At 62.5% G+C, this 12,970-nt stretch carries 13 protein-coding genes; 6 read left to right on the top strand and 7 right to left on the bottom strand.

Going from position 1 to position 12,970, the window contains the following annotated elements; translation table 11 throughout:
* The first annotated feature begins 1 nt into the window (after position 1).
* From IPM12_02100 to IPM12_02090, 3 genes are all read left to right on the top strand, one after another.
* Positions 2-1,573, top strand: a complete 1,572-nt coding sequence (locus tag IPM12_02100) for a 4Fe-4S binding protein (GenBank protein ID MBK9146593.1) — start codon at positions 2-4, stop codon at positions 1,571-1,573.
* A 105-nt stretch (positions 1,574-1,678) separates the two neighbouring features.
* Positions 1,679-2,713, top strand: a complete 1,035-nt coding sequence (locus IPM12_02095; GenBank protein ID MBK9146592.1) for an Omp28-related outer membrane protein — start codon at positions 1,679-1,681, stop codon at positions 2,711-2,713.
* A 45-nt stretch (positions 2,714-2,758) separates the two neighbouring features.
* Entirely contained in the window at positions 2,759-3,436 is a 678-nt protein-coding gene (locus tag IPM12_02090) for a nitroreductase family protein (protein MBK9146591.1), read from the top strand.
* 67 nt (positions 3,437-3,503) lie between these two features.
* Here IPM12_02090 and IPM12_02085 read toward each other — a convergent pair whose 3' ends face one another.
* From IPM12_02085 to IPM12_02070, 4 genes are read right to left on the bottom strand one after another with little or no spacing between them, the layout of a single operon-like run.
* Positions 3,504-4,823 carry a hypothetical protein gene (locus IPM12_02085; GenBank protein ID MBK9146590.1) on the bottom strand — a complete coding sequence of 440 codons (1,320 nt, stop codon included), beginning with the start codon at positions 4,821-4,823 and terminating at the stop codon, positions 3,504-3,506.
* Positions 4,824-4,869: 46 nt separating this feature from the next.
* Positions 4,870-5,562 (bottom strand): ABC transporter ATP-binding protein, encoded by a 693-nt coding sequence (locus tag IPM12_02080; GenBank protein ID MBK9146589.1) that lies wholly within the window; start codon positions 5,560-5,562, stop codon positions 4,870-4,872.
* Position 5,563: 1 nt separating this feature from the next.
* Positions 5,564-6,841, bottom strand: coding sequence for an ABC transporter permease (locus IPM12_02075; GenBank protein ID MBK9146588.1), 1,278 nt, complete (start codon positions 6,839-6,841; stop codon positions 5,564-5,566).
* A 3-nt stretch (positions 6,842-6,844) separates the two neighbouring features.
* Complete coding sequence (locus tag IPM12_02070) at positions 6,845-7,924, bottom strand: efflux RND transporter periplasmic adaptor subunit (protein ID MBK9146587.1); 1,080 nt, start codon at positions 7,922-7,924, stop codon at positions 6,845-6,847.
* Between the two features lie 105 nt (positions 7,925-8,029).
* On the opposite strand from IPM12_02070, the gene IPM12_02065 reads away from it, so the two are divergent.
* The 3 genes from IPM12_02065 to IPM12_02055 are packed head-to-tail and all read left to right on the top strand — an operon-like array spanning position 8,030 to position 9,647.
* Entirely contained in the window at positions 8,030-8,599 is a 570-nt protein-coding gene (locus IPM12_02065) for a hypothetical protein (protein ID MBK9146586.1), read from the top strand.
* Positions 8,600-8,622: 23 nt separating this feature from the next.
* Positions 8,623-9,033 carry a RidA family protein gene (locus IPM12_02060; GenBank protein MBK9146585.1) on the top strand — a complete coding sequence of 137 codons (411 nt, stop codon included), beginning with the start codon at positions 8,623-8,625 and terminating at the stop codon, positions 9,031-9,033.
* Between the two features lie 23 nt (positions 9,034-9,056).
* Entirely contained in the window at positions 9,057-9,647 is a 591-nt protein-coding gene (locus tag IPM12_02055) for a hypothetical protein (protein MBK9146584.1), read from the top strand.
* Here IPM12_02055 and IPM12_02050 read toward each other — a convergent pair whose 3' ends face one another.
* The 3 genes from IPM12_02050 to IPM12_02040 all read right to left on the bottom strand — a co-directional run bounded on the left by IPM12_02050 (position 9,648) and on the right by IPM12_02040 (position 12,965).
* Positions 9,648-10,859 (bottom strand): DUF418 domain-containing protein, encoded by a 1,212-nt coding sequence (locus IPM12_02050; GenBank protein ID MBK9146583.1) that lies wholly within the window; start codon positions 10,857-10,859, stop codon positions 9,648-9,650.
* A 30-nt stretch (positions 10,860-10,889) separates the two neighbouring features.
* Entirely contained in the window at positions 10,890-11,645 is a 756-nt protein-coding gene (locus IPM12_02045) for a CPBP family intramembrane metalloprotease (protein ID MBK9146582.1), read from the bottom strand.
* A 75-nt stretch (positions 11,646-11,720) separates the two neighbouring features.
* On the bottom strand, positions 11,721-12,965 hold the full coding sequence (locus IPM12_02040; GenBank protein MBK9146581.1) for an agmatine deiminase family protein: 1,245 nt from the start codon (positions 12,963-12,965) through the stop codon (positions 11,721-11,723).
* Positions 12,966-12,970 lie beyond the last annotated feature (5 nt).

Genomic DNA, 12,970 nt, shown 5'->3' with positions numbered 1-12,970 from the left:
CATGAGCCACAAGGACCAGAGCATTTCCATTGCCGCAGCGCACAGCGGCGTGCTCGACGGGCAGCAACGGTTGGCCCTTGCCCTAACCGCATTCGGCGTGCTCGGCCTGTTCGTGACCATTCCAATGGAGAGCATCCCGGGACGTATTCCTTGGCTGCTGGCATGTCTCCTGTTGATGTCCGTGGGTGCCGCGATCTACATGCGCCGCAGCTACCTCTCGCGGCCCGCCGGGATCCGCAACGATGGCGTTTGGCACAGCCGCCTGAGCGCGCGTGGCGCGGCCGCTTGGGTGCTGGCCATCGTGCTCACGGGTTTCTACGTCTTGCTCTACTTCTTCCCTGCCCAGCTCGGCCTGGGCATGGATGGCGAAGCGAACCGCGGGATCGTCGCGCTCTTCGATCCGCTGAGCCGCGTGCTCAGTGGCAACGCGGCCTCGCAATGGTTCGTGTACGGAGCGCTTTACACGTTCGCCATCCTCGCGATGGGCCTCAAATTCATCCTGAAGCATCGCCACAGCCGCTATCAGATCATCCGCACCTGCTCGGTGATGTTCTTCCAGCTGGGCTTCGCCTTCCTCATCCCTGAGTTGTTGCAACGGCTGAATTACCCCTACCACAACTTCGCCAACATGTGGCCGCTCAACTACTACTTCTTCGATGAGTGGAGCGTTCGCGGGCTATTGAACAGCGGCGGCTTCGGCCTCTTCATCCTCTTCAGCGGCGTGGCGATGATCTTCCTGGTGTCGCCGCTGCTCACCTACTTCTTCGGCAAGCGCTGGTTCTGTTCCTGGGTGTGCGGCTGCGGCGGACTGGCCGAGACGGCCGGTGATCCGTTCCGCCAGCTCAGCGATAAAAGCCTGCGCGCATGGAAAGTCGAGCGCTGGCTGATTCACAGCGTCCTGGTGTTCGCCATCGTGATGACAGCGGCCGTGGTATGGAGCTACATCGGCGATGGCAGCGGCTTCTTCGTCACGCGCGGCATGCTCACCGGTCTGCTGGCCCTGGTGCTCGGTGGCCTGGCGGTAGTGGCGCTCGTGCGGCCGGGCATGTTGAAGGAACTGCAGCCCGCGGTGCGTTGGGGGCTCGTGGGTGTGCTGGGCACATTGGTCCTGGTGGCGGTCACCGCATGGATCGGCGGCAGGTCGCAGCTCTTCTTCATGGAAGCCTATCCGCTGCGCGAGTGGTACGGCTTCCTCATCGGGGCCACCTTCAGCGGGGTGATCGGCGTGGGCTTCTATCCGCTGATGGGGTCGCGCGTGTGGTGCCGATTCGGATGCCCCATGGCGGCGATCCTCGGACTGCAGCAGCGCTTCTTCTCGCGCTTCCGGATCACCACGAACGGCGGTCAGTGCATCAGCTGCGGCAATTGCAGCACGTATTGCGAGATGGGCATCGATGTGCGCAGCTATGCCCAGCGTGGCGAGAACATCGTGCGCGCCAGTTGCGTGGGCTGCGGCCTCTGCGCCAGCGTTTGCCCAAGGGGTGTGCTGAAGCTGGAGAACGGCAAGCCGAGCGCCCGGTTGAACAATGCACCGCTGAGCATCGGTCCAACGGGAGTGAAGTTGGAGTTGTGATGGCCTTCTACGTGCTCATTCCGCGAGGATCCTCTGTGCATGTCAGGTCGTGGGGCCCTGGGCGACTCCATGGCCAACAGCCCACAACGCCCTTCAACCAGCACCATGCGCACCGCACTCCTCCTCTCCGTCCTCCCTTTTGCGCTTAGTGCGCAAACACTTGTCTCCACCCAGCCGCAGGACCGCACCGCGCTGCTCGAGGAATTCACCGCGATCAATTGCGGCAATTGTCCCTTGGGCCATGCCACCGCTGCCGGCTTGGTGAATACGCATGGCGACGACCTCGTGGTGGTGAATGTGCATGGCGGCAGTCTGGCCAACCCCGGCTCGGGCCAGCCTGACTTCCGTACCACTTTCGGGACAGCCATCTGGAGCCAGTTCGGCGTGAATGCGCAGCCATTGGGGCTGGTGAACCGCCGTCCGCACAACGGGAACACCGTGCTCGCACGCACGGTATGGGGCGCCGCCACGAGCAACGTGCTCGCACTGGCCTCACCGGTGAATGTGGGCCTTGCCGCGCAGTTCGACGACGCCACGCGCGAGCTCACGGTGCAGGTGGAAGCCTACTACACCAGCACGGGCTCCGGGGCGAACGACCGCTTGCACGTCCTGCTCACCGAGGATGGCATCATCGGTTACCAACAGGACTACATGAACGGTGCGCACCCGGCCTATTCGCACCAGCATGTCCTGCGCAGCTACATCTCACCGCTGTGGGGCGATGAGCTCATCGGACAGGACGTCGGCACGTTGCATCAGATGAGCTACTCCTTCACCGTGCCGTTGGAATGGGACATCGCCAACGGCAACGTGGTGGCCTTCGTGGGCGAGGATCAGGGTGAGGTCTATCAGGCCAAGGCGTTGGGTGCTGCAGACTTCTCGACCGGTGTGGGCGAGACCGTGGCCTCCTTGCCGGCCCCCTTGGTTCATCCGAATCCGGCGAATGATGCGGCGGTGATCGATGCGGTTGGTGCTGATCGCAGCTCGCCATTGGTCCGGGATGCAATGGGAAGGACCGTGCCTGTTCCCTTCAGCCTTGCTGATGGCCGCTTCATCCTGGATGTTTCGAGCATCCCTGCAGGCCTTTACTCCGTGCAGCTTGCGAACGCCTCGGCGGTGCGCCTCGTTGTGGCGCATTGAGCCACTGCGCGGATCGGCGATCTTGCGTGCATGGAGAAGAACAACATGCTGAAGACCGTCGCCTACCGTCCGCAACGGTTGCCGGCGGCGGAGATGATCGAGCGTTCAAGAGCGTTCCATGAACTGCTGAATGGAAGGCGCAGCGTGCGCCACTTCAGCGATGAGCCGATCGCTCCGGCCGTGATCGACAGCATCATCCGTGCAGCCGCCACTGCGCCGAGCGGCGCTCACATGCAGCCGTGGACCTTCTGCGTGGTGACCGACCCCGCGATCAAGCGCGCCATCCGCGAAGCGGCGGAGGAAGAAGAGCGCGAGAACTACAACGGCCGCATGAGCGCGGAATGGCTGGAGGACCTGGCGCCGCTCGGCACCGATGAGCACAAGGAATTCCTCGAGATCGCTCCCTGCCTGATCGTGGTCTTCAAGAAGGCATACGGCATCAAAGCCGATGGCAGGAAGAAGAAGCACTACTACGTTGACGAGAGCGTGGGCATTGCCAGCGGCATGCTGCTGGCCGCGGCGCGAAACGCCGGATTGGTCACGCTCACGCACACACCCAGCCCGATGAACTTCCTGGCCCGCGTGCTGCAACGCCCAGAGAACGAGCGCGCCTTCCTGCTCATTCCCATCGGCCATGCCGCTCCGGATTGCCAGGTGCCTGATCTATCGCGCAAGCCGCTGGAGGAGGTGATGGTCCGATATGAAGCCGGCGCGCTCTCGTAGAACCAGCGCCTTTTGACCCGGGAGCGCGCACGGCCCGGGCGCGTTAGCCGGGGCTAGCTGGTTCGCGTTACTGCACCATCAACCGGATGCTCTTCCCCAACGCAGCCCCATTCCACATTGGCCGCAGCAAATACACGCCCTTCGCGAGCGTCACAGTGCTCATAGTCGCCGCAGAAGAGCGCTGCACGAGCCGTCCGGTCATGTCGCGCCATTCCACTTGCGTATTCGGTGGCATGCCGGTGAAGCCCACCTGATCCATGGCTGGATTCGGGAACGCCTTCCAGTCGGTCTCGTCACCCGATTCGGCGATCGCATTCGCATCGCTGGCAACGGCCCAATAGTTCCGGATGAAGTTGTTGTCGGTGTTGCTCTCGTTGCGGAATCCGACCCGCGTGTAGCCCGTTCCGGATCCGGTGGTGTAGAAATAGTAGTAGAAATCCATCGTGCTGTTCGCGGGCAATTCAACCAGTGCTGTGTCCACGTCGGGCAGGTAGCACACATCGGCGCAGAGGGAGCTGGTCCAGCCCGCAGGCATGTTCACTTGCAGCTTCACGATCCGCACCAGACAATCCTCGGCGGTGGGGTTCGCGAGCGTGGCGTGGCCGGTGATGGTGGTGCCGGCGTCTCCCCAGATGGTATCGTTGCTCACGCTCTGCACGGTGAAGCTGCCGCCGAAGTCCTGCGTGCACTCGCTCGGAAGGCCCAGCAGCGAATCGATGTCGCAGTAGATATCGTCGTCGTTCCTGTGGAGCCAATCGTGGTGGCGGAAGATGCTGCCGTCGGTATCGATCAAGTAGGCATTGTTGGGCTGGGGACCGTAGTAATTCCACCAGTTGTTGCACGGCCCATCGAGGTAGATAGGTGCATCGATCTGCATGCTGTCCAGCAGCGCCTGCAGCACGGCCTTGCGGTCGCCATAGGTCTCGGGCTGCTCGTAGAGGATGCCTGCATTGATATTCTCCTGTCCCGTGTTCACCGCGCCGAAATAGGGGCTGATGTCGAGGTAGGGATGCGCCTCTGGGGTGTACACGATGATGGTGGTGAGCTGGCTTCCATAGAGGTCCACCACCTCGTTGATCACCGGCACCTTGTTGCGGAACACCGGGCAGGTGTAGCTGCAGCTGATCATGAGCACGGGCTTGCCCAGCAAAAGGGCTTCCTCCAGGTTGAAGGTGTTCCCATCCTTGTCGTAGAGGGTGAAATCGGCTGCGCTCTCGCCTTCAGGCCTGCCGCAGCTGGTGATGGGCGGCGTCTGGCTGGGCAGCGTGCAGATGGGGTCGTTGTCGGCGGGCATGGCGCCGATGCCGATGGAGGGCAGGAGCGTTGGCTGGGCCGTTGCCGAGATCAGGCCTAGGCTTGCGCCAAGTACGAGTGTGTGTCTTCTCATGGTCCTCTACGACAGTACGAAGATGGAGAAGGTTTGATTGCTAGCATTACCGGTGGCCTTGATCGCTCACCCGTCCATCGTCCATGGTGATGATGCGGTCCGTCCTCCGCGCGAAGTCCTCGTCATGCGTCACCACCAGTAGGCTCTGGCCCTTGGCAGCCAGCGCCTGGAAGATGCCGAAGACGATGTCGCTGTTGCGGCTGTCGAGGTTGCCGGTGGGCTCGTCGCACATGAGTATGAGCGGCTCATTGATGAGGGCGCGCGCGATGGCCACGCGTTGCTTCTCGCCGCCGCTCACCTGATTCGCGAGTTTGCGCGCCTGATGCGCAACGCCCATGGTGGCCAGGTGGGCCATCGCCCGTTCCTCCACCTCGCGCTCGCTGAGCAGGCCACGCTTCAGGCCGGGCAGCATCACGTTGCGCAGCACGCTGAACTCGGGGATGAGGTAATGGAACTGGAACACGAATCCGATCTTCTCGTTGCGCAGGCGGCTCAGGTGCTCGTGCGGCGCGCCGGTGATGCGCTCGCCGTCGAGGAGCAGCTCGCCCGCGTAGTCCGTGTCCATGGTGCTGAGGATGTACAGCAAGGTGCTCTTGCCGCAGCCGCTCTTGCCCATCACGCTCGCGAACTCGCCGCGCATCACGCGCAGGTCAACGCCCTTGAGCACTTGCGTCTCCACCGGGTCGTGGAACGACTTGGTGATGGCACGTGCCTCGATGATGGGATCGCCGTTGCTCATCTCATTTGCCGCGGATGATCTCCACCGGGTCAACGCGGCTGGCTTTGCGCGCGGGGAAGAGCCCGGCGATGAAGGTGGTGACGAGCGCGAAGGCCACGCCGATGAGGTAGTACTTCACATGGTGGTCCACCGGGTAGGTGGTCATGGTGGGCAGCGCATCGAAGTGGAATGGGATGCGGTCGATGCCCATGGCGAGCAGCCCGCCCAGCAGCAGCCCGGTGGCCGCCCCGAAGGCCCCGATGATCATGCTGAGGTTGATGAAGATCACGCGCACATCGCCGCCGCTGAAGCCCGTGGCCTTGAGGATGGCGATGCTGTCGAGCTTCTCGTAGATCATCATGTTGAGGATGTTGTAGATGCCGAAGCCCGCCACGAGCAGGAGCACCACGCTCACCACGTAGCTGATGAGGCTGCGCACGCTGCTGCCGGTCTCGAACTGCGCGTTGGCGGTCTGGATGTCGAGCGCATCCACGTCGAAGCGGCGCGCGTATTCCTTGGCCATTGCCGGGGCCGTTGCAAGGTCCCTCAGGCGCACCTGGATGTCGGTGATCCAGCTGCGCGGCTTGGCCAGCAGGTTCTGGGCGGTGGACAGTGATACGAAGCAGGTGACGTTGTCGAAGTCCGCCATGCCGCTCTGGTAGAAGCCGATCACCTTCAGCGTGAAGCGGTCGCCGGAGATGGTGGAGACTTGCACCGCATCGCCCAGGCCCGCGCGCATCTTATCTGCAAGGCCCTTGCCCAGCACCACGCCGTTTGCGCTGGCGGCAATATCCTGCACGGAGCAGCCGAGCAGGTAGTCGCTGAAATGGAGCAGCCGGTCCTCTTCCAAGGGATCTATGCCCTGAATGGCGCCGTTCACCTCGATGGTGCCGGCATTGAAGAAGACCTGGGCGGTCACCTTGGGCGCGATGCCATCCACGCGCGGATCCTTCCGTAGCGCATCGATGATGCCTGGCGCGTTGCGCACGGCCAGCTTATCGCTCTTGGGCTTGATCCGGTTGATGAACGGGTGCGCTACATCCTCGCCTGCCGAACGCTGGAGCAGGGGCAGGAGCTCCAAGGGCTGCTGGTCCGCTGGACGGATCTCGTTGTAGATGCGGATGTGAGGCGTGCGATTGAGGATGAGGCCGTCGAGCAATCCGTTGAGGCCGTTCATGAAGCCGCTCAGCGCGATGTACATGCCGATGCTCATGGCCACGCCAACCGCCGCGACCACGCTTTGGCGCATGCGGGCGCGCAGCAGGGTGACGGAGATGCTCAGGAGCAGCCGGTTCATCATCGCCTAAGGGAGAAGAATCGCCGTGGTGCCGTCGATGCCGGAGAGGATCTCCACGCGCTGCATGTCCCTTAGGCCCACCTGCACCTCTCGGCGCTCATCCTTGCCCACCAGCACGTATCGCTCATCCAAGAGGTAGGCCGCAGGGATCGTGAGCGCACGCTCCTTCCGGGCGAGCACGATGTTCGCCTCCACGGTGAGGTTGGGGTAGAGCACCGGTGGCGCTTGCTTGAAGATGGCCTCCACGGTGAAGGTGCGGGAGCGCTCGTTCATCAGCGGATCCACGCGCGACACTGTGCCTTCGAGCACCTGGCCCTTGTAACTATCCATGGTGATCAGCACGTCATGCCCGGGTTTCACGCGTACGATGTCGTACTCATCCACCTGCAGCTCCATCAGGAAGGCATCGGCGCGGCCCACCGTGGCCAGTGCCCGCTGCGGGTTGGCCAGCTCACCGCGCTCGATGAGCACGTCGTACACGCGGCCATCAAGGAGGCTCCGCACAGTATGGTCTCCCTCGGCGGAACGGCGCAAGGCCAGCTCGTTCTCGGCCAGGCGAAGCTCGTTGCGGAGTCGGGTTCGCGTCTCGCTGTGCGCCTTTTGCGCCGTGAGCCATGCATTGCGCGAAGAGGAATAGGCCAACTCGCGGCTATCGAGTTCAGCGCGGCTCCCGATCTGCTTGTCCCAAAGGGCCTTCTGCCGGGCGAATTGCAGGCTGTCGTTGGCGAGCCGGGTTCGGGCCTGTTCCACGGCAAGGCGCAATTGCTCAAGCACGGGCGAACCCACACTGGCGTTCTGCCGCAGCAGCTCCAAGGCGAGCTCGGCGCGCTGCGTCCCCAAACTGGTGGCGCGGTTGTCAATGGTGAAGAGGGCATCACCGGCACGTACGCTATCGCCGGCTTGCACATGCACCTCGGCTACGATGCCGTTCACCGCGGGGAAGGCCTGGTACTGGTCGCGTGCTTTGATGATACCGCTGGCATAGACCGCTTCGGTGATGGGGCCGGCCACTGGCGTGATGGTCTCCCGCTCGGGCCCGCAAGCCGCCAAGGCCCCGAGGACGACCACGAACATGATCTTCTGCATGCCGCTAAGATCGCGGACTTGCCGGTTGCCGGCATGACGCTCGTTACCCATCCGCGTCGAGGATAGGGTCATCCTTACGTTCTTTGCCGCTTGAACACCGTGCCCATGAGCAATCAGCAGTTCCGCAACCTCATCATTGTCGCGCTCATCCTGGCGGCCGCTGCGAGCCGCGTGATCCCGCACCCGTACAACTTCGCACCCATCAGCGCGATGGCGCTTTTCGGCGCCGCCGTGTTCCAAAGCCGGGCGCTGGCGATCGGGATCCCACTGGCTGCCACCTGGTTGAGCGATCTGCTGCTCAATAATTTCGTCTACAACCAGCACTACGAGCGCTTCACTTGGCTCGATCAGGGCTGGTATTGGATGTATGGATCCTTCGCCCTGATCGCGCTGATGGGCATGCTCACCTTGCGCACGATCAGCCCTGCGCGCATCATCGGAAGCAGCCTGGCCGCTTCGGCGATCTTCTTCCTAATCACCAATTTCGCCTGCTGGCCGGGCAATCCAACGTATGCACAGGACTTGGGCGGATTGATGACCTGCTATGCGGCAGGCCTTCCCTTCATTGGCGGCACGGTGCTCGGCGACCTCACGTACTGCGGCCTGCTCTTCGGCAGCTTCGCGGTGCTTCAGCAGCGTTTCCCGGAGCTGCGCGAGGCGAGGGCCCGGCACTGAGCGCCGCATTGCACCTTTGGGGCATGAGCTCGATCAGCAGCAACAAGGCCCCCGAGCCGGTTGGCCACTACCCGCATGCCCGCAGAGTGGGCGACTTTCTCTTCCTCAGTGGCGTGGGGCCGCGCGAACGAGGAACGAAAAAGATCCCCGGCGTGGAGCTGAACGCCGATGGTACCGTCGCCTCCTACGACATCGAGACCCAGGTGCGCAGCGTGTTCCAGAACGTGAAGTGGATCCTCGAGGATGCCGGCAGCAGCTGGGAAAAGATCGTGGACGTGACGGTGTTCCTCACCAATATGAAGGACGACTTCCCCACCTACAACCGGCTGTGGAAGGAATACTTCGAGAAGGACCCTCCATGCCGAACCACGTTGGAGATCAGCTGCCTTCCGACGCCGATCGCCATTGAACTGAAGGTGATCGCAACGGTGTGAGAAACAACCACGGATGGACACGGATGAACACAGATAGGTTCCTCCATGTGTTCACCGGCGCAGTGTTCCTGCTGAGCGCCTGCGCCACGAAGCGCACCACCAACCACGGCGAGATGTTCCCATGGCGCGATGCACGCACCGGCATTCTCCACCTGCATGCCACCTACACCGCGCCTTACTGCGGCGGGGCCGACCCCGGTCCCGAAGGAATGCCAAGACCGGAAGCCTGGCGGGGGAGCATGTACCTGCGCGCCGCCACACCGGACAGCACCGGCTTGATGGCGCCGAACGAGCTGGAACGACCGATCGTTGACACGATCCGCACCGACGGCACCGGCAACGGATACCGCGTGCTTCCTGCCGGGCGCTACCTTCTGCTCGACCAGGACCGCGTCACCGACGCGCGCTACAAGCAGCTTCTGCGCGACCATGCCGGACCCGGCATGCACACCGAGGCGATCGACAAGGCCTGCCTCGAGCAATGGCTGCGCGGGCCCTTCGGCGTGGTGTCCATCACGAGCGGAGACACGGTGCATGTCGAGCTTGAACTCTTCGATCAATGCCCGTGGTTCAACACGCCTTGCCTGGAATACCACGGGCCGCTGCCGCCGTGATCACCGCCGCATCGCCATCACTCTTCCGTAGGTGAGCGATCGCCATGCCCACTCGAATGGACCGTACTGGAACCGCGCCAGCCACCAATGGCTCCAGAGCATCTGCGCAATGAACACCGCAAGGGCCAAAGCCTCATACATCACGGCACTCACGTGCGTGCCCCAACCAAGTCCGATCCCCGTGAAAAGCGCCAGCGCAATGATCGTCTGCATCAGGTAATTAGTCAGCGCCATGCGGCCCATGGGTGCCATGACCATCAGCCGTGACTTCCATCGTTCATTGCGCCACAACAAAGCGAAACCGCTTGCGAACGCGATGGCCAATGGCACAACGCTCAAGGCGTAAGTCGCCGTGCGCACGAGCGAGGACGCTTCAGGGGGGTAACCGACATTGCTGTTCGCCCACCAGAGGACCACGGAGAATGGCAAACCCAGCGCGCAGCCCGCGAAGCAGATCCGTTTCAGCAGCGGCGCGTGGGCTTCCACATCCGCGAAGAGCTTTCGGCGCGACACCCACAGCCCGAGCAGGAAGAGACCGAGCACCTTCGGGGGTCGGTTCGTCTCGATCAGGTGCACGAAGCGGAACTTCCAACCGCGCTCGTTCATCTCCGTGAATTCGCTCCAACCACCATTGGCGCTGGCGAGAAAGGCGTCGAAGGTGGTGTTGCCGTAGCGCGCATCGCTCGCCTCCAGCCAGCGGACGAACGGCTCCACCGGGTCAACACGCGCGTTGGTCAGCACCACGACCGCATCAACGGCGATGGGCGAAAGGATGAGCGCGGCGGCGATGATCAGCAGCGTTCGATCGCTGAGCCCGCGGAAGAGCGGCAGCAACAAGCCGAGCACCGCATAGAGGAAGAGGATATCGCCCGCCCACAGGCAGCGCAGGTGCAGCCAGCCGATCACTAGCAGGATGAACATGCGGCGATAGAAGCGCCAAAGTCCGTCGTTGCCCTTCGCGAGGAAGAATCCGAAGCCGATCCCGAAGAGCAACGAGAAGATCGAATAGAACTTGCCGTCGATGAGGATGGTATGGAAGGCCTTTAGGGGCGCATCCAGGAAGGCGCCCGGCAATGCGGCCCTCGCTTCGGGCGACATGAACATGGCCAGTGAGAGCACAGCATAGTTGCTCCAGACCACACCGAATAGAGCGAAGCCCCGGAGGGCATCGAGGAGGTGGGTGCGTTCGGTGGCAGGGGCGATCGCGGCCATGATGTTGTTGAGACAGTGGCTCCTTGGATCCTATTGCTTGGTCGTTTCCCCACTTAGCCTGCCCGGCCATTTACTCACCATGGTGATCCAGATAACGAGGCAGATCCCGAACACGATCAAGCGGTTGGTTCCGCTCATACCGTTCTGGATCAGTGCATTAGTGCTGACCAGGCTGCCCAACAAATGGAAGCACGCTACGGAGATCACCGAGCCGGTAGTGTCAGTGATCCGCTCGAAGCCCCAGCTACCGAAGATGAGCAGGCCAAGGAAAACCATGTGTTCACCAATGGAGGCCGCGCTGAACGGGGTCAGATGCCAGGCGTACCATAGCAGGCCGACGATCAGCGCCCGCACCCAGATGCCACCGATGCCCATTCCGCGTACCTCATCGAGGAGATAACCCCGCCAGCCGAATTCCTCGAACAGCACGTAGCCCATGGACACCATGCCGATGATGGCACCATGCACATGACTGTCCTGTTGGCCAGCAGGATCGTCAACCCCAACCATAGCGAACAGCACGACCGGCACAACGGCCATCAACAAACTCCACCGTCGCGAGCTTCCGAAGAGAGTAACTCGGCCTGGCGGCTGGAACAAAGTGAGCACGACAAGGGCACCCAACAAGGGTCCTACACCCTCAAGCAGGTGTTTCAACGATGTCAGGCCAGCGGGCAGCGTGAGCGCCGTATACCAAGTCGGACCGTGAATGCGGAAGTACCATGAACACACCAACGCGATGCCGAAGAACACGGCGATGCGCAACAAAGCCGGTTGGCGCGACATGGAACGAAAGTAGCATGCACGGCAATGCGACAACCACTCAAGCTTGGATCCCAGTCGAGCGAATTGAGAGAACCATCACTCTCGGGGTTGCTGCTGCGTCCAGCAGTGCATGCCGCCGCCCCTCCAGTTGATGGCGCGCGGATCCACCTGCACCACCGAACGGTCGGGGAACAGCTTGGTCAGCACCTCGAGCACCCGCGCATCCTTCTCCTTCATGGATGATGGCTTGCCTTCGTGCCAATACGCGGGTGCGAAGACACGTCCGTTCGTGATCAGGAAGTTGAGGTAGCTCGCGGCCGGGATGTAGCGGATGCTGTCGCCTTCGTGCAGGTCCTCATAGCGCATCATCAGCATTCGGTCATAGCTGCGCTTCGAGGTCAACACGTGGTCGTGGAACTCGGTGTCCGGCGTGGGCACTTTGATGATGTTCAGCGCACGTCCTTCGCTGTCGCGGAACTGCTCGAGGATGCGCAGGTTCACTTCCATCCGCTGACGCGTGATGAGCTGTGCACTGTCCGTGAGGTCCGCATCATCGGGCCAAGCCAGTAGCACGGTGCTGTCGTTCACGAAACGGCAGAACTCATCCACATGCCCGCCGGTGCCTTGGTTGAACACATGGCCAAGGATGCGCGGCTCCAAGTACCACTGATCATCGGCCGGACCCTCCTTCAGCCAGATGATGTCGCGCACGCCGAGCACACGCTTCAGTTCGTGCTCCATGCTATCGCGGCTCCAACCGGGGTTGCGTTGCATGGTCACCGCTTCCACCTGCAAGAGAACGCCCTTGCCATTGACTTCCACCGCGCCGCCTTCGATCACCATATCGCTCTGCACCACAGGTAGTCCCATCCTACGCGCGAGCATGCTGGGGAAGCTGTCCTCGAAGGAGAGCAAGTGTGCCGGTGATCCCACCAGGTTATCATGGTCTCCGTAATAGTTCCAATCGGGATCCAGTACCGCGAGTGAACCATCGCGCTTTCGCAGGATGATCGGACCTGTATCGCGGACGGCGGGTGTGGCAAGGCTGTCGCCCATGACCTCCATGCGGTAACGGCTGCGCGCGATGCCCAGGCTGTCCCAGCGCGCGGCGATCGTCCGGGCGAGGCTGTCATTGTCGGCCGCACAGATCACCCGTGTTCCGGGATCCATGGCCAGCACCACCTTGTCCAGCACGGTATCCGTAGGTGCGCCGGAATAGGTGAACCAGATCGCTTCGTGCGGTTCCCATTCGGCGGGAAGAGCGTACTCCGGGATCTCCTGTTCCGGCGCACGGCAACCGACCAGCAGCGGAATGAACAACAGCACGGTCAGCGGTCGCATGCGGA

This window comes from Flavobacteriales bacterium (genome assembly GCA_016716605.1).
Taxonomy (GTDB): domain Bacteria; phylum Bacteroidota; class Bacteroidia; order Flavobacteriales_F; family PHOS-HE28; genus PHOS-HE28.
The sequence above is the reverse complement of the archived record's forward strand: the minus strand, read 5'-3'. Positions and strand labels throughout refer to the sequence as shown.

Bases quoted from the DNA above. Each gene is read 5' to 3' on its own strand.
- IPM12_02100 (MBK9146593.1), top strand. From the start codon at position 2: ATGAGCCACAAGGACCAGAGCATTTCCATTGCCGCAGCGCACAGCGGC.
- IPM12_02095 (MBK9146592.1), top strand. From the start codon at position 1,679: ATGCGCACCGCACTCCTCCTCTCCGTCCTCCCTTTTGCGCTTAGTGCG.
- IPM12_02090 (MBK9146591.1), top strand. From the start codon at position 2,759: ATGCTGAAGACCGTCGCCTACCGTCCGCAACGGTTGCCGGCGGCGGAG.
- IPM12_02085 (MBK9146590.1), bottom strand. From the start codon at position 4,823: ATGAGAAGACACACACTCGTACTTGGCGCAAGCCTAGGCCTGATCTCG.
- IPM12_02080 (MBK9146589.1), bottom strand. From the start codon at position 5,562: ATGAGCAACGGCGATCCCATCATCGAGGCACGTGCCATCACCAAGTCG.
- IPM12_02075 (MBK9146588.1), bottom strand. From the start codon at position 6,841: ATGATGAACCGGCTGCTCCTGAGCATCTCCGTCACCCTGCTGCGCGCC.
- IPM12_02070 (MBK9146587.1), bottom strand. From the start codon at position 7,924: ATGCAGAAGATCATGTTCGTGGTCGTCCTCGGGGCCTTGGCGGCTTGC.
- IPM12_02065 (MBK9146586.1), top strand. From the start codon at position 8,030: ATGAGCAATCAGCAGTTCCGCAACCTCATCATTGTCGCGCTCATCCTG.
- IPM12_02060 (MBK9146585.1), top strand. From the start codon at position 8,623: ATGAGCTCGATCAGCAGCAACAAGGCCCCCGAGCCGGTTGGCCACTAC.
- IPM12_02055 (MBK9146584.1), top strand. From the start codon at position 9,057: ATGAACACAGATAGGTTCCTCCATGTGTTCACCGGCGCAGTGTTCCTG.
- IPM12_02050 (MBK9146583.1), bottom strand. From the start codon at position 10,859: ATGGCCGCGATCGCCCCTGCCACCGAACGCACCCACCTCCTCGATGCC.
- IPM12_02045 (MBK9146582.1), bottom strand. From the start codon at position 11,645: ATGTCGCGCCAACCGGCTTTGTTGCGCATCGCCGTGTTCTTCGGCATC.
- IPM12_02040 (MBK9146581.1), bottom strand. From the start codon at position 12,965: ATGCGACCGCTGACCGTGCTGTTGTTCATTCCGCTGCTGGTCGGTTGC.